At 70.4% G+C, this 26,182-nt stretch carries 21 protein-coding genes and 1 pseudogene; 12 read left to right on the top strand and 10 right to left on the bottom strand.

The window, feature by feature from the left end; translation table 11 throughout:
* The first annotated feature begins 51 nt into the window (after positions 1-51).
* From guaA to ACIRON_RS19760, 3 genes are all read left to right on the top strand, one after another.
* Entirely contained in the window at positions 52-1,626 is a 1,575-nt protein-coding gene (gene guaA, locus ACIRON_RS19770) for a glutamine-hydrolyzing GMP synthase (protein ID WP_402994649.1), read from the top strand.
* 36 nt (positions 1,627-1,662) lie between these two features.
* Positions 1,663-2,694 (top strand): hypothetical protein, encoded by a 1,032-nt coding sequence (locus tag ACIRON_RS19765; RefSeq protein ID WP_402994647.1) that lies wholly within the window; start codon positions 1,663-1,665, stop codon positions 2,692-2,694.
* A gap of 118 nt (positions 2,695-2,812) precedes the next feature.
* Positions 2,813-3,184: a DoxX family protein gene (locus ACIRON_RS19760; protein ID WP_402994645.1), complete on the top strand. Its 372-nt coding sequence runs from the start codon at positions 2,813-2,815 to the stop codon at positions 3,182-3,184.
* 98 nt (positions 3,185-3,282) lie between these two features.
* Here the strand turns inward: ACIRON_RS19760 and ACIRON_RS19755 are convergent, their stop codons facing one another.
* Positions 3,283-3,924 (bottom strand): GntR family transcriptional regulator, encoded by a 642-nt coding sequence (locus ACIRON_RS19755; protein ID WP_402994643.1) that lies wholly within the window; start codon positions 3,922-3,924, stop codon positions 3,283-3,285.
* A gap of 146 nt (positions 3,925-4,070) precedes the next feature.
* Between ACIRON_RS19755 and ACIRON_RS19750 the strand changes: the two genes are divergently transcribed.
* From ACIRON_RS19750 to ACIRON_RS19725, 6 genes and pseudogenes are all read left to right on the top strand, one after another.
* Positions 4,071-5,327 carry an NRAMP family divalent metal transporter gene (locus tag ACIRON_RS19750; protein WP_402994641.1) on the top strand — a complete coding sequence of 419 codons (1,257 nt, stop codon included), beginning with the start codon at positions 4,071-4,073 and terminating at the stop codon, positions 5,325-5,327.
* 5 nt (positions 5,328-5,332) lie between these two features.
* A complete protein-coding gene (locus ACIRON_RS19745; RefSeq protein WP_402994639.1) occupies positions 5,333-6,118 on the top strand; it encodes a LamB/YcsF family protein in 786 nt (261 codons plus the stop codon).
* On the top strand, positions 6,115-6,909 hold the full coding sequence (locus ACIRON_RS19740; protein ID WP_402994637.1) for a putative hydro-lyase: 795 nt from the start codon (positions 6,115-6,117) through the stop codon (positions 6,907-6,909). The genes ACIRON_RS19745 and ACIRON_RS19740 overlap by 4 nt, the downstream gene beginning before the upstream one ends.
* A pseudogene (locus ACIRON_RS19735) lies at positions 6,906-7,508 on the top strand (allophanate hydrolase subunit 1); the annotation flags it as partial. The gene ACIRON_RS19740 and the pseudogene ACIRON_RS19735, both read left to right, overlap by 4 nt.
* Positions 7,491-8,528: a biotin-dependent carboxyltransferase family protein gene (locus ACIRON_RS19730; RefSeq protein WP_402994694.1), complete on the top strand. Its 1,038-nt coding sequence runs from the start codon at positions 7,491-7,493 to the stop codon at positions 8,526-8,528. The pseudogene ACIRON_RS19735 and the gene ACIRON_RS19730, both read left to right, overlap by 18 nt.
* Position 8,529: 1 nt before the next feature.
* Positions 8,530-10,245, top strand: a complete 1,716-nt coding sequence (locus ACIRON_RS19725) for an acetyl/propionyl/methylcrotonyl-CoA carboxylase subunit alpha (protein WP_402994635.1) — start codon at positions 8,530-8,532, stop codon at positions 10,243-10,245.
* A 58-nt stretch (positions 10,246-10,303) separates the two neighbouring features.
* On the opposite strand, the gene ACIRON_RS19720 is transcribed toward ACIRON_RS19725, so the two are convergent.
* Positions 10,304-12,397 carry an MMPL family transporter gene (locus ACIRON_RS19720; RefSeq protein WP_402994633.1) on the bottom strand — a complete coding sequence of 698 codons (2,094 nt, stop codon included), beginning with the start codon at positions 12,395-12,397 and terminating at the stop codon, positions 10,304-10,306.
* A gap of 127 nt (positions 12,398-12,524) precedes the next feature.
* On the opposite strand from ACIRON_RS19720, the gene ACIRON_RS19715 reads away from it, so the two are divergent.
* The gene (locus ACIRON_RS19715; RefSeq protein WP_402994631.1) at positions 12,525-12,944 is read left to right on the top strand and encodes a MarR family winged helix-turn-helix transcriptional regulator; all 420 of its coding nucleotides are present in this window, start codon (positions 12,525-12,527) and stop codon (positions 12,942-12,944) included.
* 18 nt (positions 12,945-12,962) lie between these two features.
* Here the strand turns inward: ACIRON_RS19715 and ACIRON_RS19710 are convergent, their stop codons facing one another.
* The gene (locus tag ACIRON_RS19710; protein ID WP_402994629.1) at positions 12,963-13,817 is read right to left on the bottom strand and encodes an alpha/beta fold hydrolase; all 855 of its coding nucleotides are present in this window, start codon (positions 13,815-13,817) and stop codon (positions 12,963-12,965) included.
* A 40-nt stretch (positions 13,818-13,857) separates the two neighbouring features.
* Positions 13,858-14,907, bottom strand: a complete 1,050-nt coding sequence (locus tag ACIRON_RS19705; protein ID WP_402994627.1) for an adenosine deaminase — start codon at positions 14,905-14,907, stop codon at positions 13,858-13,860.
* 112 nt (positions 14,908-15,019) lie between these two features.
* Between ACIRON_RS19705 and ACIRON_RS19700 the strand changes: the two genes are divergently transcribed.
* Complete coding sequence (locus ACIRON_RS19700; protein ID WP_091051896.1) at positions 15,020-15,415, top strand: VOC family protein; 396 nt, start codon at positions 15,020-15,022, stop codon at positions 15,413-15,415.
* A 9-nt stretch (positions 15,416-15,424) separates the two neighbouring features.
* Here ACIRON_RS19700 and ACIRON_RS19695 read toward each other — a convergent pair whose 3' ends face one another.
* Positions 15,425-15,883: a DUF5709 domain-containing protein gene (locus ACIRON_RS19695; protein WP_402994625.1), complete on the bottom strand. Its 459-nt coding sequence runs from the start codon at positions 15,881-15,883 to the stop codon at positions 15,425-15,427.
* A gap of 124 nt (positions 15,884-16,007) precedes the next feature.
* Between ACIRON_RS19695 and ACIRON_RS19690 the strand changes: the two genes are divergently transcribed.
* Positions 16,008-17,552 (top strand): sulfatase-like hydrolase/transferase, encoded by a 1,545-nt coding sequence (locus tag ACIRON_RS19690; RefSeq protein ID WP_402994623.1) that lies wholly within the window; start codon positions 16,008-16,010, stop codon positions 17,550-17,552.
* On the opposite strand, the gene ACIRON_RS19685 is transcribed toward ACIRON_RS19690, so the two are convergent.
* The 5 genes from ACIRON_RS19685 to ACIRON_RS19665 all read right to left on the bottom strand — a co-directional run bounded on the left by ACIRON_RS19685 (position 17,537) and on the right by ACIRON_RS19665 (position 25,959).
* Positions 17,537-18,505, bottom strand: coding sequence for a formylglycine-generating enzyme family protein (locus ACIRON_RS19685; RefSeq protein WP_402994621.1), 969 nt, complete (start codon positions 18,503-18,505; stop codon positions 17,537-17,539). The genes ACIRON_RS19690 and ACIRON_RS19685 overlap by 16 nt on opposite strands.
* Positions 18,506-18,548: 43 nt before the next feature.
* Positions 18,549-19,763 carry a hypothetical protein gene (locus tag ACIRON_RS19680; protein ID WP_402994619.1) on the bottom strand — a complete coding sequence of 405 codons (1,215 nt, stop codon included), beginning with the start codon at positions 19,761-19,763 and terminating at the stop codon, positions 18,549-18,551.
* Between the two features lie 20 nt (positions 19,764-19,783).
* Positions 19,784-22,309, bottom strand: coding sequence for a bifunctional FO biosynthesis protein CofGH (locus ACIRON_RS19675; protein ID WP_402994617.1), 2,526 nt, complete (start codon positions 22,307-22,309; stop codon positions 19,784-19,786).
* A 36-nt stretch (positions 22,310-22,345) separates the two neighbouring features.
* Positions 22,346-24,619: a protein kinase gene (locus ACIRON_RS19670; protein ID WP_402994615.1), complete on the bottom strand. Its 2,274-nt coding sequence runs from the start codon at positions 24,617-24,619 to the stop codon at positions 22,346-22,348.
* Positions 24,620-24,747: 128 nt separating this feature from the next.
* The gene (locus tag ACIRON_RS19665; protein WP_402994613.1) at positions 24,748-25,959 is read right to left on the bottom strand and encodes a hypothetical protein; all 1,212 of its coding nucleotides are present in this window, start codon (positions 25,957-25,959) and stop codon (positions 24,748-24,750) included.
* Positions 25,960-26,182: the final 223 nt, after the last annotated feature.

The raw sequence follows: 26,182 nt of genomic DNA, 5'->3' as shown, positions 1-26,182 counted from the left end.
TGCATTTCCTGGCATTTCGCTGGCGACGTACGTCCTCGTTAGGATTCGTGCATGACGCAGGCTCCTGGGGCGGAAGAGCACGATCTGGTTCTCGTGGTGGACTTCGGCGCGCAGTATGCGCAGCTGATCGCCCGCCGCGTACGTGAGGCGAAGGTCTACTCCGAGATCGTGCCGCACTCGATGCCGGTCGCCGAGATGCTCGCCAAGAACCCGAAGGCGATCATCCTCTCCGGCGGCCCCTCGAGCGTGTACGCCGAGGGCGCCCCCGCCATCGACAACACCCTGTTCACCGCGGGCACCCCGGTGTTCGGGATGTGCTACGGGTTCCAGCTGATGGCCCAGGGCCTGGGCGGGACCGTCGACGACAACGGCGCGCGGGAGTACGGGCGCACGCCGGTCACCGTCGGTGTCTCCGGCACGCTGCTCAAGGACATCCCGCCGGCCCACAACGTCTGGATGTCGCACGGCGACTCGGTCTCCGAGGCGCCCGAGGGTTTCACGGTGCTCGCGAGCACCGCCGACACCCCGGTGGCGGCTTTCGAGAACGTCGAGAAGCAGCTGGCGGGCGTGCAGTGGCACCCCGAGGTGCTCCACTCCGAGCACGGCCAGAAGGTGCTCGAGCACTTCCTGTGGGACATCGCCGGCGCGCGTCAGACGTGGACCATCGGCAACATCGCCGAGGACCAGATCGAGCGTGTCCGCGAGCAGATCGGCGACCACCGCGCGATCTGCGCCCTCTCCGGCGGCGTCGACTCCGCGGTCGCAGCTGCGATCGTGGCCAAGGCGATCGGTGACCGGCTGACCTGCGTCTACGTCGACCACGGCCTGATGCGGAAGAACGAGTCGGTCGCGATCGAGAAGGCGTTCCGGGAGTCGACCGGCGCCGAGCTGAAGATCGTCGACGCCGAGAAGGAGTTCCTCGACGCCCTCGCCGGGGTCACCGACCCGGAGGAGAAGCGCAAGATCATCGGCCGCGAGTTCATCCGCTGCTTCGAGCGCGCCGAGGTCGAGATCCTCGGCGACAGCGACGAGAAGGTCGCCTTCCTCGTCCAGGGCACCCTCTACCCCGACGTCGTCGAGTCCGGTGGCGGTGCCGGCACCTCCAACATCAAGTCCCACCACAACGTCGGCGGCCTCCCCGAGGACCTCGAGTTCGAGCTGGTCGAGCCGCTGCGTGAGCTCTTCAAGGACGAGGTGCGCGCGGTCGGTTCCCAGCTCGGGCTGCCCGACGAGATCGTTCAGCGTCAGCCGTTCCCCGGCCCGGGCCTTGGCATCCGCATCATCGGTGAGGTCACCAAGGAGCGGCTCGACATCCTGCGCGAGGCCGACGCGATCGCCCGCGAGGAGATGACCCTCGCCGGCCTCGACCGCGACATCTGGCAGATGCCGGTCGTGCTGCTCGCCGACGTTCGCTCGGTCGGCGTCCAGGGCGACGGCCGCACCTACGGCCACCCCGTCGTGCTCCGCCCGGTCACCTCCGAGGACGCGATGACCGCCGACTGGGCCCGGCTTCCCTACGAGGTCATGGAGCGCATCTCCACCCGGATCACCAACGAGGTGAGCGAGATCAACCGGGTCACCGTCGACATCACCTCGAAGCCGCCGGGCACCATCGAGTGGGAATGAGTCGTTGAGTGACTCCGGCCGTGGACAATGTCCTCCATGACTGAGCCGGACCTCGCTCGACGACTCCTCGACGCACACGTCGCCCACGAGATGGCGGCGCTGCGCGGCGTACGCTTTCTCGATCTCGTCACCGGCGAGATCGACTTCGCGCTGGGTGCCGCCAGTGGGCTGACGCTCGACCAGGTGATGCCGCGCGACCTGATCAAGGAGGTCGCGCTGAAGTACGTCAGCACCTTCCGGCTCCCGGGTGCGATCCCCGAGGTCGCCGGGGCGCTCGCGACGAGGCTGAAGGCGCATCCCGCCAACGACACCCAGCTGGGCAAGGTGGTCAGCCGGCCGCGGATCGACGAGCTGGTCGAGGCCCTCGTCGAGATGCGTACGCTGCGCCAGCAGGTCCTGCGCAGCCTGGCCGAGAACTCCGGGATCCAGGCCGGCGTCGGCACCCTGGTGCGTGGCACCGCTCGGGGCGCCGTCGACACCGGCCGCCGGCTCGCCGACAACCTGCCGGGCGGCTCCTTCGGCTTCTCGATCGCCGAGCGCGTCGCCGGGCGGATGGCGGACACGATGAAGGGCACGCCGGTCGGCGCGGCCGTCGACCAGAGTGCCCGCGAGCTCGCGGAGCGGGGTGCCGGCGCACTGCTCGGCTACCTCAGCGACACCGCCGCGACCTCGGTGACCGACGAGGAGGTGCACGACGCGCTGCTGGAGGTCTGGGACGCGCTCGCGACCCGCCCGGTGCGCGAGATCGCCGACCTGGTCGACGACGAGCAGCTGGTCGCGCTCTTCGTCGGGCTCTACCAGGTCTGGCTTGACATCCGGGACTCGGAGTATCTGCAGGCCCTGGTCGACACGGGTGTCGACTTCTTCTTCGACACCTATGGGAGCTTCACCCTCGACCGGCTCCTGGAGGAGTGGGGGCTGGGCCGCGACGACCTGGTCGAGGAGGCGCTCCGCTTCGGTCCGCCGGTGATCGAGGCGCTCGCCGAGGCCGGCGTCCTCGAGCAGCTGGTCCGTCGCCGGCTCTCGAGCTTCTACGACTCACCGGAGGCTCGCGCGCTGTTGGTGTGACGGGGCATGGCGGGATTCTGTGCGGCGGTCCAAAAAGATTCGAGGGGCATGTCGAGATCCCGGGCTCCGGCTCGACGCGTGGGTACGAGCATCACCACCCACCTCTGAGGAGATCGAGATGAGCACCAACGCACAACGAGCCGGCTGGGTCATCACCGTCCTGGTCACCCTGTTCCTCGGCTTCGACATCGTCACGCACCTGCTGCGGGTCGAACCCGTCATGGATTTCAACGACAAGATCGGCGCACCGGGCTGGTTCCCGGTCGTCTGCGGCGCCGTCCTCGGCCTCTCGCTGATCGCTTACCACCTCCCGGCCACCCGGGCGATGGGGACGGTCCTGATCACCGCCTACCTGGGCGGCGCCGTGACGGTGAACCTGGTCTTCGGGCAGCCGGCCTTCAACACCGTCTTCGCCATTGCCACCGCCGTCCTCGTCTGGGCCGGTGCCTGGCCGCGTGACGAGCGGCTGCGTGGCTTGGTCGCTGCCTGAGGTAAGCGACATCGTCGGGGTAGTCCGGTAGCGAACTGCCTATTACTCGCCAGTAAATGGGCAGTTCGCTACTGGACTACCCCTCAACCACGATCCGTCTAGCCGTGACGCAGGCGGGTGAAGGCGCCGAGGACGGTGCGTTCGGAGAGGACGAGGTAGTCCTGCAGCTCGGCCGCGGCAGCCGGTCCGCCCTGTTCGAGGAAGGTCTCGAGCAGGGCGCGGTTGCGGGTGACGAACGGAGCGTGCAGCGCCTCGGGGTTGTCGATCTCGAGGAACGCGAGGCGTAGCTCGGCGGCGATGTCGCGGAAGAGCCGCTCGAGGCGCGGGCTGTCGGCGAGGGCGACGATGGCGTCGTGGAACGCCATGTTGGCGGTGCCGACCGAGCGCCAGTCGCGCGCCTCGAGGCCGGACTCTCCCTGCTCCACCGCCTCGCGCATCGCTGTCACCGCCGGATGTAGCGGGGAGCCTGCGGCCAGGGCCGCGGGCTCGACGTAGCGCCGCGCCCGATAGATGTCGACGACGTCCGCCACGCCGGGTGAGGCGACGGAGACTCCGCGATGGGGTACGTGCTCGATGAGCCCCTGCTCGGAGAGCACGCGGAACGCCTCGCGGAGCGTATTGCGCGAGACGCCGAGCTTCTCGGCGAGGGAGATCTCGGAGAGCCGGGTGCCGGGTGCGAACTCTCCGTCGATGATCCGACGCCGCAGCGCGTTCGTGAGGGTGTCGTCGGCGTCGGGCATGACCGCATCCTAGGGGATCGCATCCGTGGACAATCGCAACATCAATTTAACAGGCCGGACTATCATTGTTGAACAATCGATGCCATTCTGTACTACACCTAGAGTGTGGTGCCAGCCACACGGCCCGTTGATGGCAGGAGTCCCCCATGACTGAGACAACCAGCGCCGAGCGCGCCAAGACCTTCGCAAGATCGCGCCGAGGACCCATCCTCGGTGCCATCTTCCTGATGGCCACCTCGGCCATCGGCCCCGGCTTCATCACCCAGACCGCGACCTTCACCGCGCAGCTCGGTGCGGCGTTCGCCTTCGCGATCCTGGCCTCGATCCTGATCGACTTCGCACTGCAGATGAACGTGTGGCGGATGATCACCGTGGCCGGCAAGCGAGCCGGCGACCTGGCGAACGAGGCCGTGCCGTACTCCGGTCACCTGTTGGCCACGCTGATCGTGATCGGTGGTCTGGCGTTCAACATCGGCAACATCGCGGGTGCCGGCCTCGGTCTGAACGCCCTGCTCGGCATCGACCCCAAGGTCGGCGGCCTGCTCTCGGCGCTGCTCGCGATCGGCATCTTCATGTACAAGCGGGCCGGCCGCGTCGTCGACATGGTCGTGCTCGTGCTCGGTCTGCTGATGATCGGGCTGACGCTCTTCGTCGCGATCGCGTCGCAGCCTCCGGTCGGCGACGCGCTGCGCCAGACCTTCGTGCCCGACACGCTCAACTTCGCGACGATCACCACGATCGTGGGCGGCACCGTCGGTGGCTACATCACCTACGCCGGCGCGCACCGCTACCTCGACTCCGGCCTGGTCGGCCCCGAGCACGTCCCGGCCGTGCACCGCGCCTCGATGAGCGGCATCCTGGTCACCGGGATCATGCGCTACGTACTCTTCCTCGCGATCCTCGGTGTCGTGGCCTCGGGCGTCACCCTCGACTTCTCGAGCCAGGCCGCCAACCCTGCAGGTCAGGCCTTCGGGGCCGTGCTCGGTGACGCGGGCATCCGCATCTTCGGCGCGATCTTCTGGGCCGCGGCGATCACCTCGGTCATCGGTGCCGCCTACACCTCGGCCACCTTCATCTCGACCTTCTCGAAGAAGCTGGGAACGGGGTGGCGGCTGCAGGTCGCGACGGTCGGCTTCATCGTGGTCTCCCTCGTCCTCTACCTGCTGATCGGCGCCGCGCCCGCGGCTATCCTGGTCTTCGTCGGTGGCTTCAACGGCCTGATCCTGCCGATCGGCATGTCGATCTTCATGTACATCGGCTGGTTCCGTCAGCGCGACGTCCTGCACGGCTACCGCTACCCGGTGTGGCTGCTGACCGTGGGCACCCTCGCGACGCTGCTCAGCTGGTACATGGGCATCGTCTCGATCGGCCCGATCTTCGCCTTCATCGGCATCGGAGCGTGAGCACTGTGACAACGAACTCTTCGGCAACCATCGACCTGAACTCCGACCTCGGCGAGAACGCGCCCGATCGGGTCGTCGCGGACGACGCCGCGATGCTCGCGATCGTCTCGAGCGCCAACGTCGCCTGCGGGTTCCATGCGGGCACCCCCGAAGGGATCCGGCAGACGCTCGCCGACGCCGTCGCCAACGGCGTCACGATCGGTGCACACCCCGGCTATCGCGACTACGAGAACTTCGGACGGCGTGCCATGGACATCGAGTCCGCGACGCTGCAGGCGCACGTCGAGTACCAGCTCGGTGCCCTGATCGGCCTGACCTCGAGGGTCGGCGGCGCGGTCCGGTACGTCAAGCCGCACGGCGCGCTCTACAACACCATCGCCCGCGACGAGCGCCAGGCGCAGGACGTGGTCGCGGCGGTCAAGGCGATCGACCCGTCCCTCGTGCTGCTCGGCCTGGCGGGCGGCGTCGTGCTCGAGGTGGCCGACAGAGCCGGCCTCGCCACGGCCGCCGAGGCCTTCGCGGACCGTGCTTACACGCCCGGTGGCGAGCTGGTCTCGCGCGCCGAGCCCGGTGCGGTGCTGCACGACGCCGACGCCGTCGCGGCCCGCATGCTGCGGCTCGCGCGCGAAGGTGTGATCGAGGCGATCGACGGCACCGACGTGGCCGTGCGAGCCGACTCGATCTGCGTGCACGGCGACAGCGATGGAGCCATCCGGATGGCCGCGGCGACCCGGGCGCTGTTCGAGGCCGAGGGCATCGTCATCGCCCCGTTCGCAGGGACCGCCGCATGACCGCGAGCACCACCCAGCTGGAGGAGGCGCGCGCCGCGCGCGCCTCCTACCGGGCGGGTGAGGTCGCTCCGACGAGCGGCGTCGCCCACGGTCTGGTGCAGGCCAACCTGATCTCCGTGCCGGCCGACTGGGCCTTCGAGGTGCTGCTCTTCGCGCAGCGCAACCCGAAGCCGTGCCCGGTGCTCGAGGTGCTCGACCCGGGCGCCCACGAGTCGACCCTGGCGCCGGGCTCCGACCTGCGCACCGACATCCCGGCGTACCGGATCTGGCGTGATGGCGTCCTCACCGAGGAGGTCACCGACGCAAGCGTGGCGTGGGAGGAGCACCCGGACCTGGTCTCGTTCCTGATCGGCTGCAGCTTCACCTTCGAGGCCGGCCTGGTCGACGCCGAGATCCCGATCCGTCACCAGGAGCTCGGCCGCAACGTGCCGATGTACCGCACCTCGCGCCCGTGTGCCCCGGCCGGGCGCCTGCGCGGCGACATGGTGGTCTCGATGCGCCCGATCCCCGCCGACCGGGTCGCCGATGCCGTACGCATCTCCGGGCGCTATCCGGCGGTGCACGGTGCGCCGGTGCATGTCGGTGACCCGGCATCGCTCGGCATCGCCGACCTCGCCGCTCCCGAGTTCGGGGACGCGCCCGAGGTGCGCGAGGGCGAGGTGCCGGTGTTCTGGGCCTGCGGGGTCACGCCCCAGGCCGCGATCATGGACTCGCGTCCGCCGTTCGCGCTGACTCACGCGCCCGGCCACATGTTCATCACCGACGTACGGGATTCGGAGTATCTGGCGTGAGGCGCGTGCTCATCGCATCGGACCGGGCGTTGCTGGTCGAGGAGGACGACCTCGAGGGCGCGATGCGGCTGCATGCGGCGCTCGTGGCCGCTCCGCCGACCGGCGTCGTCGAGCTGGTGCCGGCCGCCCGGACGGTGCTCGTCCGGTTCGACCCGACGCTCGTCGACGAGGCGACGCTCGCCAAGGAGCTGGCTCGCGTCGAGCCGGTCCACGGCGGCCTGCCGACGGCGGGTTCGGTGACGATCGGCGTGCGCTACGACGGCCAGGATCTCGACGAGGTCGCCGACCTGCTCGGGGTCAGCGCCGAGGAGGTCGTCGCGCGCCACACGGCCGCGAACTGGCGGGTGGCCTTCACCGGGTACGCGCCCGGCTTCGGCTATCTCGTCGGCGACGACCCGCTCTTCGACGTACCGCGGCGCTCCTCGCCGCGCACCCGGATCCCGGCCGGTTCCGTCGGCCTGGCCGGGACGTTCTCGGGCGTCTACCCCCGGGAGAGCCCTGGTGGCTGGCAGCTGATCGGGCGTACGGACGCCCCGATGTGGGACCTGCACCGGGACCCGCCCGCCCTGCTCGCGCCCGGGATGACCGTGCGGTTCGAGCGGCTCGAGCGCGAGTCGGTCGCGGTGAACGAGCCTGCTCCGACGGCCGACGCCGCCGAGCATCCATTCGCCGTCGAGGTCGTACGCCCCGGCCTGCAGCTCGTGATCGAGGATCTCGGCCGCTCCGGCCATGCCGCCCTCGGCGTCTCCGCGTCGGGCGCGGCCGACCGCCGTGCCCTGCGGGCCGCGAACCGTGCCGTGGGCAACCTGCCCGGCGCCGCCGGCTTCGAGCTCGCCGGTGGCGGCGCGGCCCTGCGCTTCACCGGCCCCGCGGTCGTGGCGGTCACGGGCGCACCCGCCGAGACCACGATCGTACGTAGCGACGGCCCGCCGCTCCCGGTCGAGCACGGCGCCGCCACCGCGCTCGAGGACGGCGAGGAGCTGCGTCTCGGCGCGGTCCGCGCCGGTCTGCGCGCGGTGATCGCGGTGCGCGGCGGCCTGGACCTCCCGCCCGCGCTCGGCAGCCTCTCCAGCGACACGCTCGCGGGTCTCGGCCCCGGTGACCTCGGTGGGCGGCCGCTGCGCGCAGGCGACGTGGTGCCCCTGAACGGCCCCGCGGCCGCGCCGCACGCGGTCGACCCCAACCGGGTGACCACCGACCCGCTGCCCGCCCCCGGTGACACGGTCGAGCTGCGCATCGTGCTCGGTCCACGCGAGGACTGGTTCACCCCGGCCGGCGTACGCACCCTGCTCGAGCAGGAGTGGACCGTCACGCCGCGCTCGGACCGCGTCGGCGTACGCCTCGAAGGCGCCGTCCCGCTCGAGCGCGACATCGCCGGCGAGCTGCCGAGCGAGGGCGCGGTGACCGGTGCGATCCAGGTGCCACCCGACGGGCAGCCGGTGCTGTTCCTGCCCGACCATCCGCTCACCGGCGGATATCCGATCATCGGCGCGGTCATCGACCGCGACCTGGACCTGGCCGGTCAGCTGCCGCCCGGGGTCCGCATCCGCTTCCGCCCCGTCGCGCCCACTGTGCCTGCTTTGGCCGTTGGGCCGACGACCGAGATCCGAGGAGACTGACATGCGCAGGGTGCTCATCGCCAACAGGGGAGAGATCGCCGTCCGCGTCGTGCGGGCGGTTGCCGAGGCCGGCCTCGTGTCGGTCGCCGTCTACGCCGACCAGGACGCCGACGCGCTGCACGTGCGCCTGGCTGACGAGGCGTACGTGCTCGGCGGCTCGACCGCCGCCGAGTCCTACCTCAGCATCGAGTGGCTCATGGCCGCGGCGCAGGCCTCCGGCGCCGACGCGGTGCATCCGGGCTACGGGTTCCTCTCGGAGAGCGCCGAGTTCGCGCGCGCCGTCGAGGCCGCGGGCCTGACCTGGATCGGACCGAGCCCGGAGAGCATCGACAAGCTCGGCGACAAGATCACCGCCCGCCGGATCGCGCAGAGCGTCGGCGCGCCACTGGTGGCGGGCACCGACCGCCCGCTGGAGTCCGCCGACGAGGCGGTCGCGTTCGCGCGCGAGCACGGGCTGCCCATCGCGATCAAGGCTGCCTTCGGCGGTGGCGGGCGCGGGCTCAAGGTGGCCCGTGAGCTCGACGACGTCGCGGATGCCTTCGAGTCCGCCTCGCGCGAGGCGCTGGCCGCGTTCGGCCGGGGCGAGTGCTTCGTCGAGCGCTTCCTGGAGCGACCGCGACACATCGAGGCGCAGGTGCTCGGCGACGGCGCCGGGAACGTCGTGGTCGTCGGCGACCGGGACTGCTCGCTGCAGCGCCGCAACCAGAAGCTCGTCGAGGAGGCCCCTGCGCCGGGGCTGACCGACGAGCAGCGCGCTCGCATCCACGAGGCTGCCCGCGACATCTGCGCCGCGGTCTCCTACCGCGGTGCTGGCACCGTCGAGTTCCTGATGGGTGCCGACGGGGTGATCTCGTTCCTCGAGGTCAACACCCGCCTGCAGGTCGAGCACCCGATCACCGAGGCGGTCACCGGCATCGACCTCGTCGCCGAGCAGCTGCGGATCGCCGCGGGCGAGGGTCTCTCCTTCTCGGAGACGCCGGCGTCTTCGGGTCACGCGATCGAGCTGCGGATCAACGCCGAGGACCCGGGCCGCGGCTTCCTGCCGAGCCCCGGCGTGGTCACCGGCCTGCGGGTACCCGCAGGCCCCGGGGTGCGCTGGGACGCCGGGATCGAGGCCGGCGACACCGTACAGGCCGCCTTCGACTCGCTGATCGCCAAGCTGATCGTGCACGCGCCGGACCGGGACACCGCCGTCGTACGCGCCCGCCGCGCGCTCCGCGAGCTCAGCGTCGAGGGGGTCGCGACCGTCGTCCCCTTCGCTCGTACGCTGCTCGACGACCCGGCGTTCTCGACCGCCGGGTTCGCCGTGCACACGCAGTGGATCGAGACCGAGCTGATGCCGCGCCTCGAGGCGCAGCGGCGACCGGAGCCCGCGCCTGAGAAGCCGCTGCGGCGGGTGCCGATCGAGATCGACGGTCGCCGGGTGATGCTCGGGCTTCCCGAGGACCTCCTGCAGGGGATCGCGGCGGGCAGCCCGGCGCCGATGGAGGCCGCACCGGCGGTCGACCCCGCCGGGCTCGAGGCCCCCGTCCCGGGCGTACTCGTCGACTGGCTCGTCGCCGACGGCGACCAGGTCACCGAGGGTCAGGACGTCGCGGTCATCGATGCGATGAAGATGGAGACCAGGGTCGCCGCCCATCGCGCGGGCGTGCTGGCCCATGGCGCCGACCCCGGTGGGACGGTCGCGATCGGGGACGTGCTCGGGAAGATCGAGTAGCTCAGGAGCCCCCGGCAGGGCGCAGTGCGCCCTGCCGGAGGCAAGAGTTCCGTCGGAATCAATCGCCCGTGATCGCACCAGCTCGGCGCGGCCACCAGAACGCCGGGCCGAGCCACAACGACAGGGCGGGCACCAGCACGGTGCGCACGAGCAGCGTGTCGAGCAGCACGCCCACGAAGATGACGATGCCGAGCTGGGCGAGCACCACCAACGGGAGCACGCCGAGCACGGCGAAGACCGCCGCGAGCAGGATGCCCGCGCTGGTGATCACGCCGCCGGTCGCGGTGAGACCGCGGAGCATGCCGTCGCGGAGTCCGTGCGTCCGCGACTCCTCCAGAGCCCGGGTGATGAGAAAGATGTTGTAGTCCACCCCGAGCGCGACCAGGAACAGGAACGCCAGCAGCGGCACGCCGACGTCGATCGCAGAGAACCCGAAGACACCGGTGTAGATCCACCACGAGGTGCCGAGGGCGGCGAAGAAGGTGCCGACCACGGTGGCCACCAGCAGCAGCGGCGCGACGATCGATCGCAGCAGCAGCACCAGGCCGATGATGACCAGGCCGAGGATCAGCGGGATCAGCAGCGCCCGATCGCGCTCGGCGGCGTCGCGCTCGTCGACCGACTGCGCCTCGGTGCCGCCGACCCAGGTGTCGTCGAAGCCGTCGAGCCGGTCACGAAGATCGACGACGGCGGCCTCGGCGGCTGCGGTGTTGCTCGCGGCGTCGAAGACCACGGCGAGCCGGGTGAGGTCGTCGTTCTGCCCGGTGATGCGCACAGAGACCACGTCGTCGCCCTGCTCGATCGCGGTCGTCACCTCGCCGGGATCGCTGCCGGTGATGACGGTGGCGGGGTCGACGGTGCCGGCGGGGAAGGACTCGCCGAGGCGGGCGGCGGCGCTGATCGACTCTGGCGTGTCCAGGAACTGCTCGGAGGTCGGCAGCCCCTGCTCGATCTGGGTGACGGAGAAGCCCAGCAGCGCGACCACGCCGACCGCGCCCAGGGCGAAGCCGCGTGGACGTCGGGAGACGGTGGTGCCCAGCCGGTGCCACGCGGAAGTGCGTGAGTCGACCAGTGGCTCCTGGCCGACTCGCGGGACCAGTGGCCAGAACACCCACCGTCCGAAGAGCACAAGGGTGCAGGGCAGCACGATCAAGGCGTACGTTGCCGCGATCACCACGCCGACTGCGCACGCCAGTCCGAGGCCGCGGGTGGTCGGTACGACCGACAGCAGCAGGGTCAGCAGGCCGAGCGTGACCGTCGTGGCGCTGGCCAGCACCGCTTCGAGCGTGCCGCGCACGGCGGTCGCCATCGCGAGGTAACGATCCTGTTGAACTCGAAGCTCGTCGCGGTAGCGGCTGATCAGCAGCAGCGCGTAGTCGGTGCCGGCGCCGAAGACGAGGACGCTCAGGATCCCGATGGTCGACTCGTCCCAGGCGACACCGAACGTCGCGAGAACATGGGTGGCCGAGACGGCGGCCACCTGGTCGGCGAGCCCGACCACCAACAGCGGAACGATCCAGAGCAACGGGCTGCGGTAGGTGATGATCAGCAGCAGCGCGACGATCGTGGCGGTGGCGGCGAGAAGGGTGATGTCGGCGCCCTCGAAGACCCCGGCGAGGTCGGCCTGGACCGCGGCAGGACCGGTGACCTGAGCGTTGACGCCGTCGGGTGTCTGGTCGTCGAGGAGTTCGCGGATCCGCTCGATCGCGTCGGCGGTCTCGCTCGCGCCCTTGGCGCCGATCGGCACCACGCCCAGGGCAGCTGTGGCGTCCTCGCTGATCCGAAGCGGTTGCTGCTGGGCGGGCTGGCCGCTGTCGCCTTGTTGCGGGCCCTCCGAGGCCACGACCTCGCCGTACAGTGCCGTGAGCTCGCCCTCGACCGTCTCGGTGGACAGCTTGCCGTCGTCGGCGGTGAACAGCACGATGGCGACTGCGGAGTCGTCGGCCCCGAACTCGTCAGCGAGTTCTGCGACGGTGGTCGAGTCGTAGCCATCCGGGAGGTTGTCGGTCGCCGAGGGTGTGCGATCCGCCTCCCCGACAGCGCCGATCAAGAGCCCGGAGAGAACGAGCGCGACGAGCGAGACCGCGGCGGCCAGAGATGGTCGCAACAGCCGGCGGGTGGCCGGTGCTCGACGCGAGGAAAGGGACGGCACGTGCGTCCTCCTAGGTAGACTTGAACAGAAAGTATCAAAGTAACTTAGTAAGTTGGTGAGAGAAATCCAAGGCGACGACGCGAACGACCCTCAGGTGAAGCCCCCGTCTGAGCGGGTAGCCGAGGCCATGGGCACATCCACGCTGCAGCTGCTTCGGCGACTTCTCGACGTCGCGCAGGAGTCGGCGCCGGCGGTGGCTCGTCGTGCCGACTTGAATCACCACGAGCTCTCTGCGATGAAACTCATCACCCGCGAGCCGATCGGGCCGGGCGACCTGGCCCGCCACCTGGGCGTGAGCTCGGCAGCAGCCTCCGGGATCGTCGACCGACTCGCCTCACGCGGCCACGTCCGGCGTGAACCGGACCAGGAGGATCGCCGCCGGACCCAGGTCGTGGTCACCGACTCCGGGCGCGCGGACATCCTCGGTCAGCTGATGCCGATGTTTGTTGCCCTGGACGATCTCGATCGCGGGCTGTCAGCTGAGGATCGTGCGGTCATCGACGCATATCTCACCGCGGCGATCGCGGCGGTCGAACGGCTCCTGTGAGCCTCGTGACCGCCTTCCTTACCGACTTGTGTGGTCGAGGATCGCCGGGATGACCCTGTCCCACGTGTAGGGAGGGGGCGGCTCGTGGCCGACGCCGTCGAGGACGAGGAGCGTCGCGTTCGGGATCTCGCGGGCGAGGACCTCCGCGTGCCCGATCGGGAACAGCGGGTCACGGGTGCCGTGGATGACCAGGGTCGGGGCGGCGATGTCGGCCAGCGTTGCCTCGACCGGCTCGCCGTCGCCCATCGCGTGGTGGTTGGCGAGGGTCGGTCGCATGTCGGGGGTGCGGCGTACGGCCCGCTCGACCACGGCCCGCATCCGGGCCTCGTCGAAGCCCTCGGGGACGAAGGCCCGCTGGTCCTCGACCAGCATCGTCACCAGGGCTTCGTGGTCGCCGGGATCGGGCACCGCGCTCTTCGCGGCCGCCGCGAAGAAGTCGGCCAGCTCCTCACCGATGGGCGGCAGGTCGGGTACGCCGTCGAAGGCCGGTGAGGTCTCGTCGAGGATCAGCGTCTCGACGCGCTCTGGATGGAGCACCGCCGCGCACTGGGCCAGCGCCCCGCCCATCGAGATGCCGAAGAGGTGGCCCTTGTCCAGGCCGAAGGCGTCGAGCAGGGCCGGGATGTCCGCGATCATGTCGCGTCCGGTGTAGCCCGGCTCTCCCGGTGGCCACGTCGTCGAGCGGCCGGTGTCGCGATGGTCGTAGCGGATCACGAACCTCCGGCCCGCGGCCAGCGCGCGGCAGAAGTCGTCCTCCCAGTAGTCCATCGAGGCACTCATCCCGCCGACGAGCAGGATCGGCGGCTCCGCAGGACTCCCGAAGGTCTCGACGCACAGCTCGATCCCGTTGACCGCCAGTGTCAGTTCGCCCATGCCGACCAGCAAACGGTCGCGTCCGAGCCGCGTCAAGCACTTAAGACGTGGCGTACGTGTCGATCTCGCCGCGCAGCCGGGCCTTGACGTCGTCGGGGGCGTAGGAGACGTCGACGGCAGCACGCGCGAGGTCGGCGATGCCGGCGGTGTCCAGGCCGAGGAGGTCGGTCGCGATCTCGTACTCCCGGTTGAGCGTCGTCGCGAACATCGGCGGGTCGTCGGAGTTGATCGTGACGGTCACACCCGCGTCGACGAACGTCTTCAGCGGGTGCTCCTCGATCGTTGCCACCGCGCCGGTGGCGACGTTGGACGAAGGGCAGACCTCGAGCGGGATCCGGTGCTCGGCGAGGTGGGCGAGCAGGGCGGGGTCCTGGGCCGCCGAGGTGCCGTGGCCGATCCGCTCGGCCTTCAGCACGGTCAGCGCGTCCCAGATCGTCTGCGGTCCGGTGGTCTCGCCGGCATGCGGCAGCGAGCGCAGCCCCGCGGCGCGGGCCGCGTCGAAGTGCCTCTCGAACTGCGGTCGGGGAACCCCCACCTCGGGCCCACCGAGCCCGAACCCGACGAGCGCCTCGGGGCCGTGGTCGACGGCGTACGCCAGCGTCGCGTCGGCCGCCGGCATCCCGGCCTCGCCCGGGATGTCGTAGATCCAGCGGAGCGCGATCCCGAAGTCGCGCTCGGCCGCCACCCGGGCGTCCTCGAGCGCCTCGGTGTAGGCCTCGATCGCCATCCCGGAGTGCCCGGTCCCCGCCGGACGCTCGGCCAGGTCGGGGCGTACGGAGGTATAAGGGGTGCAGGTCAGCTCTGCGTAACGGACCTGCTGGGTCTGCGCCAGGTCACGCGCGATCTCGTAGGTCAGGTAGCGGATGTCCTCCGGCGTACGGACCAGGTCGACGACCGAGAGGTAGACCTCGATGAAGTGCGCGAAGTCGCTGAACGTGAAGTAGTCCCGCAGCAGCTCGACGTCCGCCGGCACCGTCCCCGGATGCCGCGCAGCCAGCTCCGAGACGATCCGCGGCGAAGCCGACCCGACGTGGTGGACATGGAGCTCGGCCTTGGGCAGCCCGGCGATGAAGGTCTTCAGGTCACTCACGCCCCGATCCTCACACGCTGCTTCCCCCGCCCGCGACTCCCTTTCCGAGCCGACCCACGTCGGGCGGAGGACAAGGTAGCCTCGATGGCACCAGCCGGGTCAGGAGGAAGAGATGCGGGCGATCCATCACTGGGACCTCTGGGTCGACGACTTCGAGACCGCCTCGGGGGAGTGGGGGTGGCTCTTCGGTGAGCTCGGCTGGGAGGCCGGGGAGAAGGGTCACTTCTGGGAGGCGGCGGACGGGACGTACGTCTTTCTGGAGCACTCCACCGACCAGCACGGCACCCAGGACCGGCTCCGACCCGGGGTGAACCACATCGCGTTCACCGTCGAGAGCCGAGAGGTGCTCGACAGGATGCGGGCGGCCTCCACCGAGCACGGCTGGCACGAGATGTACGCCGACCGCTACCCGCACGCCGGCGGCGACGAGCACACCGCGCTCTATCTGGAGAGCTCCGAGGGGTTCGAGGTCGAGCTCGTGCTCGAGGTCGACGACCTCACCGCCTAGCCGGCCGGCTCAGCGGTAGCCGTCGCCGTCCTCCTCGTCGTCGATGATGTGCATCGCGGCCTCCTCGGCGGAGGCGCCGGCGCCGTCGATGCCGGCATCGATCCCGTAGAGGTCGGACTCCGTGTCCTCGCCCTCGCCGCGGTCGGGGTCGACCAGCCGCCCCGCTCGCTTGTTGCCGACCTCGCGGCCGTCGGGGTCGTCGCTCTCCTCGGCGTCGTCGTACTCGACCGCGTAGGGATCCGTCTCCGGCACCTCCTGGTGGCGGCGCTGGTCGATGCACTCACGGTGCTCCTCCTCCCAGGGCGTGTTGCCGTAGTCGGTGGAGTAGCGGTCGGCGGTGACGATGCCGTGGTCGAGCTCGTCGCGCACCTCACCTTCGAGAACGTCCCCGGAGAGCGCGTCCTCGCCGGTGATCTGGTTCTCGTCGTCGACACTGTAGTCGCCGTAGTTCTCGCGCGATTCGCTCACTTGAGTCTCCTGATCGGCCGGCATTGGGGTCATCGAGGCCCCCTTCGGTAACGTTAACCCGGTCCGGTGGGGAGTGGAACCGGACGGACAAACGACGCGGGGATCGACCGAGGGAGCAGACCAGATGGCGCCTCGCGCCCGATTGGCGGTGGCGGCCGTCGCCGTGCTCGCCGGCACCTCGATCGCGCTCGGTGCGATGCCCGATTCGGCCGGTCCGCTGGGCTCCTTGGGGTCTCTGGCCGGGAACGCCTTCGCGCGGGGCGACAACGACGGTGTGGTGCCCTCGACGCCCACGGCGACGCCCGACTGGACGCCCTACTCCACCCAGCCCAACATCCTCATGATCACGGCCGACGACCTCGCCTACGAGGATCTCGAGTTCATGCCCCACACTCGCCATCTCCTGGCCGAGCAGGGCACCTCGCTGACCGAGGCGATCGCGCCCACGCCGATCTGCGTGCCGGCCCGTGCCTCGCTGCTGACCGGGCAGTACAGCCAGAACCACCGCACCGTGACGATCAACGGCGAACGCGGTGGCTACGCGTCGATGGATCACACCGGCACGCTGCCCGAGGCGATGCAGGAGGCCGGCTACGACACGCTCTTCACCGGCAAGTACCTCAACGGCTACGGCCTCGACGGCACCGCCAAGGACGTGCCGCCCGGATGGACCGACTGGCGGGCGACGACCGACATGTCGACCTACAACTTCATCCGGCCGCGGATCAACCACAACGGCAAGCTCACCACCTACAACCGCTACACGACGTACGTCATGCGGGACCAGGCCAACGAGATGATCTCGGCGCCCGAGCGCGCCGACAAGCCGTGGTACATGTGGCTCAACTATGTGGCACCGCACCACGGCGGTCCCGATGAGCCGGGCGACCCGGAGGGGACCAGCACGACCAGGCCGGCGGACGAGGACAAGCACTCCTTCGACGGTCTCGAGCTGCCGGACACTCCGAACATGTTCCGCACCCCGACCGATGCGCCGCGGATCTCGGCCTCCCACAAGCACTTCGACGCCGAGGGCCGCGCCGAGCTGCGGATCGCGCACGAGCAGCGGGTCGAGGCCGTCCAGGCGCTCGACCGCGCGGTCGCCAGCCACGTGCTCCGGCTGCAGGAGACCGGCCAGCTCGACGACACCATCATCATCTTCACCTCCGACAACGGCTACACCACCGGCGGCCACAACATCAACGGCAAGCTGATGCACTACCGAGAGACGCAGCGGATCCCGGTGATCCTGCGCGGCCCGGGCATCCCCGTCGGCCGGTCCCTGGCCACCGGGGTCGGCAACCCGGATATCGCCACCACGATCATGGCGGTCGCCGGCGCCGAACCGGGGCGGGCGCAGGACGGCGTCAACATCATGCCGTGGCTCAACGCGCCCGCGCAGAACCGGGTGATCCCGCTCTCTGCCTGGCGGGTCAACGACGGCTCCAAGCAGATCTACTCGGGGATCCGCTTCGGTGACTGGACCTACGCCCGCTTCTCCGACGGCAGCGAAGAGCTCTACGACCTGGCCGACGACCCCTACCAGATCCGCTCGCTCGCGCTGCTCCCCGAGTACGCCGACGAGCTGGCCGAGCTGCGTGGGCTCAGTGAGAAGTACGCCGACTGCGCCGGTGACACCTGCCCGAAGGAGTTCTACCCCGCCGACTGATCCGGCGGCTGATCGGCCGCACAGCGGAACCCCAGGTTTCCCGCGGTCGAGTCGGGCGGGCTGCTGGAGCGCGCCGAGAGCCGGTAGCGGTGGCAGTAGGAGTCGTGGCAGAGGTAGGAGCCACCGCGCATGACCCGGGTCAGTCCCTCGGCCGGGCCCCGCGGGTCCGAGGACGAGCCGAACTCGACGAGGTCGGTGTAGTAGGTCGGTGAGAACCAGTCCGCGCACCACTCCCAGACGTTCCCGATCATCTGGAACAGGCCGAAGCCGTTCGGATCGTACGTCCGCACCGGCGCGGTCGTGACGAACCCGTCGGCGGCGGTGTTGGTGTCGGGGAAGACTCCCTGCCAGACGTTGGCGTGGTGGGCGCCGTCCTGCTCCAGGTCGTCGCCCCACGGGAATCGCGAGCCGGCGTGACCGCCGCGGGCGGCGTACTCCCACTCGGCCTCGGTCGGCAGCCTCGTCCCGGCCCAGTCGCAGTAGGCCAGCGCGTCGTCGTGGGAGACGTGCACGACCGGGTGGTTGCCGCGGCGGCCGACGTTGGAGCCGGGGCCCTCCGGCGCCCGCCAGGAGGCGGCGCGCACGCCGAGCCACCAGGGCGCCTCGGGTGAGCGGCCCAGGACGTCGCGCGGGGAGCCGTCGAAGGCCAGGTGGAAGACGGCCGAGAAGCCCTCTCGTTCGGCCGTGGTGACGTGGCCGGTCGCCTTCACGAACCGGGCGAACTCCTCGTTGGTGACCGCCGTCGCGTCCAGCCTGAACGCGGGCAGGTCGACCGGGTGCACCGGGCCTTCGCCGTCGGCCTGGTAGCCCTCGCCGAACGAGTCCCCGGCGACGTACGTCCCACCGGGGAGGTCGACGAGGGTCCGGCGGCGCTTGCGGGGCAGGGCCGGCGGGCGCCGAGCCGGGTCGGGGCTGGGCCCGCGGGTCGCGCCGAAGGTGAGGTCGGAAGGCACGCCCACCAGCCTACGAGCTGTGCCTATTGCTTCGGGCTTCGCTTCAGCTGGTGTACGTGGCCTTCAGACTGCCCGCGCTGGCCACGACCTTCCCCTTCTTGCCGGTGACCATGAGACCGGGCGTGCGGGCCTTGCCGTTGGCGTCGGCCTTGATCTTGACCGTGCAGGTCGGCTTCTTGCCGGCGCACTTGAAGTCACCCGTGGGCCGGTAGGTGACCGTCATCGCCTGGTTGTCCGCCAACCCCTCGACGTAGGCCGCCATGTAGGTGCACTTCGGCTTCCCCTTCGGGCACGAACGCTCGAGGGTGTGCCACTCCATCCGGGCCGCGGCCGCCTTGCCGCAGAGCTTTGCCGGCTCGCCGGCGCGGACCGTGCCCCAGGCGTACGTCACCTTGGTGGTCGCCTCCACGCAGGCCTCGGTGCCGCCCTTGGTGACCGGCAGGGTGTAGGTGAGCTCCGGGTCCTTGCCCGCGGTGGGCTGCGTGGCGCCGTCGTCGATGGAGGCGATGCCGGAGGTGACCGCCGGGGCGGTGACCTTCAGCGTGACCTCGCGGTAGCCCGCGGCAGCGGCGGCGGTCGGCGCCTCGGGGGTGCGGGCGTAGCAGCTGTCCAGGTCGGTGATCGCGGCGACGTTCTTGGCGGCGAGCTCCTCGTCGGTCAGCCGCAGGTTGGTGACCGCGAGGACACCGGCGATCGCCGGGCGGCCGACCTCCCGCAGGCAGCGGGGACTCTCCAGGGTCCAGGCCCCGGCGACCTGCTTGCTCCAGCCGTTCGCGCCGCGGTCGGCGCAGTCGAGGATCTCGGAGTACCACTCCCGACCCAGCCTGGACGGCCACTCGCCGTTGTAGCTGAACCCGCCGCCGGTCTTGGTGACCACCCCGGCCTCGATGAGCCCGGCGCTGCCCTTGTCCTCGACCATCGACTCCGCGGCACAGCTCAGCTGCTCGGGATCCGCCCAGGCGGGCGTGTCCGCGGCAAGGGTCAGGGTGCGCGCGATGTCCTTCTCGTCGCCCCGCAGCGGACCGATCTTGCCGGTGAGGTAGGCCCATGCCGAGGTGCCTCCGAAGGCGACCAGCACGAGCGCGCTGACGATGACGATCCAGCGCAGCGCCAGGCGTACGGGCTTGGTGCGGTCGCGCCGCCGCCGTGGCAGCGGGGGCAGCCCGAGCCGACGCCGTCGGGCCTCTTCGGCCGCGGCGTTGGCGAGCTCTGTGGGTTTCGGTTGTTGTTGAGCGGTGCTGCCGGTGGGGTCGGACATCTCACTCCCTCGAGAACAGTTCAGCGAGGATCGTAGAGGGTAGTCCTTTCCGATACCGCCCGGCCTATGCCTGCGCCGATTTCTTCGAGCTCGGACACAGTTTTTGCCGAGCCGTGCTCGGAGCCGGCCATCCGGGAGATGGTCTCCTCCATCAGGGTGCCGCCGAGGTCGTTGGCGCCGGCCTGGAGCATCGCCCGGGTGCCGTCGACGCCGAGCTTGACCCAGGACGTCTGGATGTTGTCGATGCGGCCGTGGAGCATGATCCTCGCCATCGCGTGCACCGCGAGGTTGTCGCGCATGGTCGGGCCGGGGCGGGCGGCGCCGGCGAGGTAGATCGGGGCGCTGGTGTGCACGAACGGGAGCGGCACGAACTCGGTGAAGCCTGCGTTCCCGTGCTCGCGCGCGGTGTCCTGGATGCCGGCGAGGACGCGGAGGTGGCCGACCCAGTGCCGCGGGTTATCCACGTGGCCGTACATCATCGTCGACGTCGTCGGGATCCCCACCCGGTGGGCGGTCGAGACGATCTCGATCCACGTCTTCGCGGGCAGCTTGCCCTTGGTCAGCACCCAGCGGACCTCGTCGTCGAGGATCTCCGCGGCGGTGCCGGGGAGCGAGCCCAGTCCGGCCTCGCGCACCTTGATCAGGAAGTCCTCGATCGACAGCCCGGTGCGGGAGGTGCCGTTGACGATCTCCATCGGGGAGAAGGCGTGCACGTGCATCTCCGGCACCCGCTGCTTGACGGCCTGGACGAGGTCGAAATAGGCCGACGAGGGGAGCTCGGGGTCGATCCCGCCCTGCATGCACACCTCGGTGGCACCCAGGTTCCACGCCTCCTCGGCGCGGTCGGCGACCTGGTCCAGATCGAGGGAGTACGCATCCGCGTCGGTCCGTCGCTGCGCGAAGGCGCAGAACCGGCAGCCGACGTAGCAGACGTTGGTGAAGTTGATGTTGCGGTTGACGACGTACGTCACGGTGTCGCCGTTGACCTGTTCGCGCAGGTCATTGGCAAGTTTCGTGACCTGGCGCAGCAGGTCGCCCTCGGCGGTCATCAGGGTCAGCGCGTGCTCGTCGGAGAGGTTGCCGGGGTCCTTCTCGGCAGCGGCCAGAGCCTCGTGCCCCTCGGCATGGAGAACGGCGGGAGCACCGGTCGAGGTGGCGGCCTCCCGAACCGCGTCCCAGTCGCCGTAGACGGTCTCGAAGTCGTCGCGGCGGTCGTGGGTGCGGCCCTCGGTGTCGACGGAGGCGTGCAGGTCGACCCGGCCGGCGGCGGTGAAGCCGCCGTCCGGCTCCTGCCACGGGTGGCCCTCGGGTCGGACGCCGTCGCGGGCCAGCCCGTCGGCCTCAGCGAGCGCCTCGACGTGGGAGAGGACGCGCGGGTCGATCCATGACTGGCCGTCGCGCAGGGTGCCGGTGACGTACTCCGGGTGGACGGTCAGCCGGGCCTTCAGGTCGAAGCCGGCCTCGGCGGTGACCTGGCGCAAGGAGTCGAGCGAGGGCCAGGGGCGCTCGGGGTTGACGTGGTCGGGCGTGAGCGGCGAGACGCCGCCCCAGTCGTCGATCCCGGCACCGAGCAGCGCCCGGCACTCGTCGAGGTCGACCAGGTTGGGCGGCGCCTGCACGCGAGCTTTCGGCCCGAGCACGATCCGGGTGACCGCGATCGCGGCCAGATACTCGTCCAGCCCCAGGTCGTCGACGTGGCGCATCGCGGTCGACGGCTTGGCCCGGAAGTTCTGCACGATGATCTCCTGCAGCCCGGCGTACGCCTTGTGCACCTTCCGCAGCGCGAAGATCGTCTCCGCGCGCTCGGTGAGCGTCTCGCCGATGCCGACCAGGAGGCCGCTGGTGAACGGGATCGAGAGGCGTCCGGCGTCCTCGAGCACCCGCAGCCGCACCGCGGGGTCCTTGTCGGGCGAGCCGAAGTGGGCCTCGCCCTTGGTCTCGAAGAGCCGTCGCGATGTCGTCTCGAGCATCATCCCCATCGACGGGGAGACCGGCTTGAGCCGGTTCATCTCCTCCCACGACATCACCCCGGGGTTGAGGTGGGGGAGCAGCCCGGTCTCCTCGAGAACCCGGATCGCCATCGCCCGTACGTAGTCGAGGGTCGACTCATAGCCACGGCTCTCGAGCCACTCCCGCGCCTCGGGCCACCGGTCCTCGGGCCGGTCGCCGAGGGTGAACAGTGCCTCCAGACAGCCGAGCTTCGCGCCCTCGGCGGCGATCTCGAGGATCTCGTCGGGGCTCAGGTAGGGCTCCCGGCCCTCACGCTCCGCCTGCCCCGGCGTCTCCACGAACGTGCAGTAGTGACATCGGTCCCGGCACAGCTTGGTGACCGGGATGAAGACCTTCGGGGAGTAGGTCACCGTCTCGGGTCGTCCGGCCGCGACCAGCCCGGCGTCGCGTACCTTCGCCGCGGCTGCGGTCAGCCGGACCAGGTCGTCGCCCCCGGCCGCGAGGAGAGCCGAAGCCTCCGCCACGTCCAGGGCTGCGCCTCGTTCGGCCCGGGCCAGCGCCCGGCGGATCTGCTGGGGTGTCGGCTGCTCGCTCATCACGAGCAGCCTAGTAGGCGCCGCCCAGTTGTCGAACTAGTTGTCGATCTGCGCGCTCGCACCGGGGGCCGTGGCGACGAACTTGTCGGTCCAGTCCTGCGGGCCGGACCACTGCACGACGGCGCCCCTGCCGTCACCGGCGGCGGTGCCGGGGTAGACGCAGATCGCGCCCTTGGCGTCCGAGCACTTGCCGCCGTTGCGGGTGAGCTTCACGTTGAAGGTCTTGCCCGCCGCGAAGCCCTCGAAGTTGAGCTGCCAGGTGTTGCAGGCGATCTTCCGCTTCGTATAGGTCTTGTCGGTGCACTTGTCGAGCTTGTCCCAGACGAGCTTCTTCGGCTCGGCCTTGCCGCAGGAGTCCGCGTCCGTGGCCTTCTCGGTGCCCCAGGCGAAGGTGACGGTGGTCTTGACCGCGATGCAGCCCTCGACGCCACCTTCGGTGACGGGGAGCTCGTAGGAGGAGCCCTTGAGCTCCTCGTAGCTGCTGCTGCCCGTCTTGGCGATCCCGATCACCGACTGCCCGCCGGGAGCGGTGGGCTCCTGCACATCGAAGTCGACCTGCATGTAGGCGGCCTTGGGGGTCACCTTGGCGCCGAGCGCATCGGCCTTGACGTAGCACGCGTCGAGAGCCTTGACGGCCTTCTCGCCGGCCGGGCCGGCGGCGCCGGTGTCGCCGTCCTTGAGGAGATCCCCGACCGCGAGGAGGCCGGCCATGGAGGTCTTGTCGACCTCCTTCTCCATGCACCGGGTGTCGCCGACCTTCCAGTTGTCGCCGATCTCGGTCGACCAGGACTCGGTGCAGTCGAGCAGGCCCTGGGTGAACTTCATCGCGTCGTCCGCCGGCCAGTCACCGGTGTAGGTCCACTCGTCCCCGGCGTCGACGACTCCGTGGGAGCGCAGCTCGGCTGCGGGAACCTTGCCGACCAGGCTCTCGGCCGCACAGGTCATCTGGTCCTCGTCGGCCCAGCCCGGCTTGGGTACGCCGCTGGCGATCGCCTCAGCCGCCTTGGCGTCGTCGCCGTGGAGACCGAAGATGCCGAAGCCCTGGGTGAAGATGCCGGCGCCGATGAGCAGCACCGCGGCGACCCCGCCGCCGACGATGGTGTAGAGCTTCTTCTTGTCGCCGCCGTCGCCCTGGCCGGCGTTGGAGTGATGCGAGGGCAGCCACTCGGGCTGGCCGCCGCCGGCACCGGTGCCGCCGGTCGAGGACGCAGCGGCAGCGGCCGCTGCCTGGGGCAGGCCCTTGCCGCTGTGCACGACCGTCGAGTCGGTCTCGTTGGCGAGCGGGGCGGGAAGCGGTGTGCCTTCGCCCGGGCGCTTGACGATCGTCGGCTGGGCCTCGGCCTCGGGGACGGGGGTGCCGCCGCCGGAGGTCCCGCTCGCGGTCGTGTCATAGCTGGCACCGGGACGTGAGCCGAGATCGGCGGCGGCCGCTCCGGCGGCACCGCCGACGACACCGCCGCCGAGACCGGACTCCTCGAGCCGGTCGGCGGCCTTGTCGAGGGCCTTGGCGAGTTCGGCCGCGGTGCGGAAGCGGTTCTCCGGCTTCTTCGCCAGCGCCCGCTGGATGATCGGGTTGATCAGGTCGGCGCCGGGCGTCGAGGCGGGCAGCCGCGGCACCGGGCTGTTGATGTGGGCGCTCATCAGCTCGAAGTCGGTGCCCGTGTAGGGGGCCTTGCCGGTCAGGCAGGCCCACAGCAGACAGCCGGCGGCGTAGATGTCGCCGGCCGCGGTCGCCTGCTCGCCCATGTGGCGCTCCGGCGACATGTAGGGCAGCGAGCCCACCACCGAGCCCGCTCGGGTCACGTTGGAGTCGCCCTCGGTCGCGATGCCGAAGTCGGTGAGGTAGGGGACGAGCTCGCCCTCCTGGCGCTCCCACAGGAGCACGTTGGACGGCTTCACGTCGCGGTGGACCACGCCGGCGCGGTGCGCGTCGAAGAGCGCGTCGCTGACGTCACCGACCAGGCGCAGCGCCTGGACGGTCTCCAGCGCCCCCTTGGACTTCAGCCAGCCGTGCAGGTCGCCATCGGGGACGTACTCGGTGACGAGGTAGACGGTGCCCTCGACCTCGCCGTACTCGATGATCTGCACGATGTTGCGCGAGCGCAGCTTGGCCAGGATGTTGGCTTCCCGCTCGAAGCGGGTGATGAAGTCCTTGTCGACGGTGAGCGAGGGCAGCACCAGCTTGAGCGCCACCTTGCGTCGCAGTGCGGGGTCCTTCGCCTGGTAGACGACGCCCATGCCACCTTGACCCAGGACCCGCTCGATCACGTAGCGACCGAACTGTTCGCCTTCCTGGGGGAACGCAACCATCTTTAGAACCTCGCCCTGATTTTTTTACCCGATTCCAGACCTCTGCCGAAACCCTAGCGTCCCCTTAACGATCGTCGTGCGGCAACGCCACGGGCGAGACCAATTGTTAAGACACCAGTTGGATCGGACTAGTTCGGGAGGACTGCCTTGAGGCCGTCGACCTCGGCGGTGAACCGGTCCTTCCAGCCCTTGGGTGCGGTCCAGTTGGTCCAGGTGCCGCTCGGCTTGGTGACGAAGGCCCTGTCCGAGCACGATCCGGAGGCCGACCGGCAGTCTCCGCCGTTGAGCTTCAGCTTGATCGTGACGCTGGAGAGGAGCTCGTAGCCCTCGTAGTGGAGCGTCCAGGAGCTGCACGGGGCGTACTTCGGCTGGGCGCACTTCTTGTCCTTCGTCCACCACAGCCGACGGTCCTTCGCCTTGCCGCAGGCCTCGTCCTCGCTGGTCTTGGTGGTGCCCCAGGGGTAGCTGATCGAGGCCTGGAACGTCGCGCAGCCCTCCTGGCCACCTTCGCGTACGGGGATGTTGACCTTCCCGCCGGTCACGGGCGCCCATTCCGAGGAGTCGGCGGACTTCGCCTGCACGACCACCTCGCTGCCTTCGACGGTCGGCGACGTGACCGCGAAGTCGACGCCGAGCACGGCGGGGGTGGCCTTCGCGGTCGGCGCGGTGAGCTCGTCGCTGACGTAGCACTCATCGAGCGCGGCGACCGCCTTCTCGGCCTGCTTCGTGACGCCGGCGTCCTCTACCTCCATGACCCGGGTGGTGATCAGGCCGGCCATCGCGGTTTCGTCGACGTCGCCCAGGCAGGAGGTGTCGGTCAGTGCCCACTCCTTGCCGATCGCCTTGCTCCAGTCACCCGAGCAGGAGAGCAGACCCTCGGCGTACGTCGTCGCCTGCGGCCCCCGCCACGCGCCGGTGTAGGTCACCGACTCGCCGGAGATCTGGATCAGCCCGGCCTTGCGCAGGGCTTCGCTGCGCTCGTCCTTGACCAGCTGCTCGGCGGCACACTTGGCGTCCCCGGCCGAGGCCCAGGCCGGCTTCGGCGCGTCCGCGGCGATCGCGGTCACCGCCTTCTTGTCCTCGGCGCTCAGCGGGCCGAACCCGAGACGCCCGCTGAAGAACGCCCACGCCCCGGTGCCGAGCAGCGCGACGAGCACCACCGCGCCGGCGGCGCCCAGCCCGATCAGCAGTCCCTTGTTGCTCTTCTTGGGCTGTTGGTGGTGCGGCGGCAGCCCATAACCCGTGGCGTACGCGACCGGCGGCTGTCCCGGAGGCGGCCCGTAGCCGCTGGGCGGTGCGGCCGGCATCGCCATGGTGGGTGGCGGCGGGGGCGGTGCCATCGGCGGCTGAGCAGGCGGGGGCGACGAGGGAGGAGGCGACGACGGGGGCGGGGGCGGCGGCGGAGGCGGAGGAGTGGGCCTCGCGCTGGGGATCCGGGTCGCGTCCGGGTCGATGGGGTTCGCCGGCTCAGGCGCCGGAGGCGGCGTGGGCCGCGGCGTACCCGGTCGCGTCTTGTCCTGGTCGTCTGGCTCCATGTCGAACGCCCCGCATGTCAGTGAAGTG

The sequence above is a fragment of the Nocardioides sp. NPDC101246 genome, from assembly GCF_044767415.1.
GTDB lineage: Bacteria > Actinomycetota > Actinomycetes > Propionibacteriales > Nocardioidaceae > Nocardioides.
The sequence above is the reverse complement of the archived record's forward strand: the minus strand, read 5'-3'. Positions and strand labels throughout refer to the sequence as shown.

What these genes read in the sequence shown, in the direction of transcription:
- ACIRON_RS19760 (WP_402994645.1), top strand. Translation starts at nt 2,813, where the DNA reads ATGAGCACCAACGCACAACGAGCCGGCTGGGTCATCACCGTCCTGGTC.
- ACIRON_RS19680 (WP_402994619.1), bottom strand. Translation starts at nt 19,763, where the DNA reads ATGTCCGACCCCACCGGCAGCACCGCTCAACAACAACCGAAACCCACA.
- ACIRON_RS19755 (WP_402994643.1), bottom strand. Translation starts at nt 3,924, where the DNA reads ATGCCCGACGCCGACGACACCCTCACGAACGCGCTGCGGCGTCGGATC.
- ACIRON_RS19765 (WP_402994647.1), top strand. Translation starts at nt 1,663, where the DNA reads ATGACTGAGCCGGACCTCGCTCGACGACTCCTCGACGCACACGTCGCC.
- ACIRON_RS19665 (WP_402994613.1), bottom strand. Translation starts at nt 25,959, where the DNA reads ATGGCACCGCCCCCGCCGCCACCCACCATGGCGATGCCGGCCGCACCG.
- ACIRON_RS19725 (WP_402994635.1), top strand. Translation starts at nt 8,530, where the DNA reads ATGCGCAGGGTGCTCATCGCCAACAGGGGAGAGATCGCCGTCCGCGTC.
- ACIRON_RS19710 (WP_402994629.1), bottom strand. Translation starts at nt 13,817, where the DNA reads ATGGGCGAACTGACACTGGCGGTCAACGGGATCGAGCTGTGCGTCGAG.
- ACIRON_RS19675 (WP_402994617.1), bottom strand. Translation starts at nt 22,309, where the DNA reads ATGAGCGAGCAGCCGACACCCCAGCAGATCCGCCGGGCGCTGGCCCGG.
- ACIRON_RS19740 (WP_402994637.1), top strand. Translation starts at nt 6,115, where the DNA reads ATGACCGCGAGCACCACCCAGCTGGAGGAGGCGCGCGCCGCGCGCGCC.
- ACIRON_RS19670 (WP_402994615.1), bottom strand. Translation starts at nt 24,619, where the DNA reads ATGGTTGCGTTCCCCCAGGAAGGCGAACAGTTCGGTCGCTACGTGATC.
- guaA (WP_402994649.1), top strand. Translation starts at nt 52, where the DNA reads ATGACGCAGGCTCCTGGGGCGGAAGAGCACGATCTGGTTCTCGTGGTG.
- ACIRON_RS19730 (WP_402994694.1), top strand. Translation starts at nt 7,491, where the DNA reads ATGACCGTGCGGTTCGAGCGGCTCGAGCGCGAGTCGGTCGCGGTGAAC.
- ACIRON_RS19700 (WP_091051896.1), top strand. Translation starts at nt 15,020, where the DNA reads ATGCGGGCGATCCATCACTGGGACCTCTGGGTCGACGACTTCGAGACC.
- ACIRON_RS19750 (WP_402994641.1), top strand. Translation starts at nt 4,071, where the DNA reads ATGACTGAGACAACCAGCGCCGAGCGCGCCAAGACCTTCGCAAGATCG.
- ACIRON_RS19690 (WP_402994623.1), top strand. Translation starts at nt 16,008, where the DNA reads ATGGCGCCTCGCGCCCGATTGGCGGTGGCGGCCGTCGCCGTGCTCGCC.
- ACIRON_RS19715 (WP_402994631.1), top strand. Translation starts at nt 12,525, where the DNA reads ATGGGCACATCCACGCTGCAGCTGCTTCGGCGACTTCTCGACGTCGCG.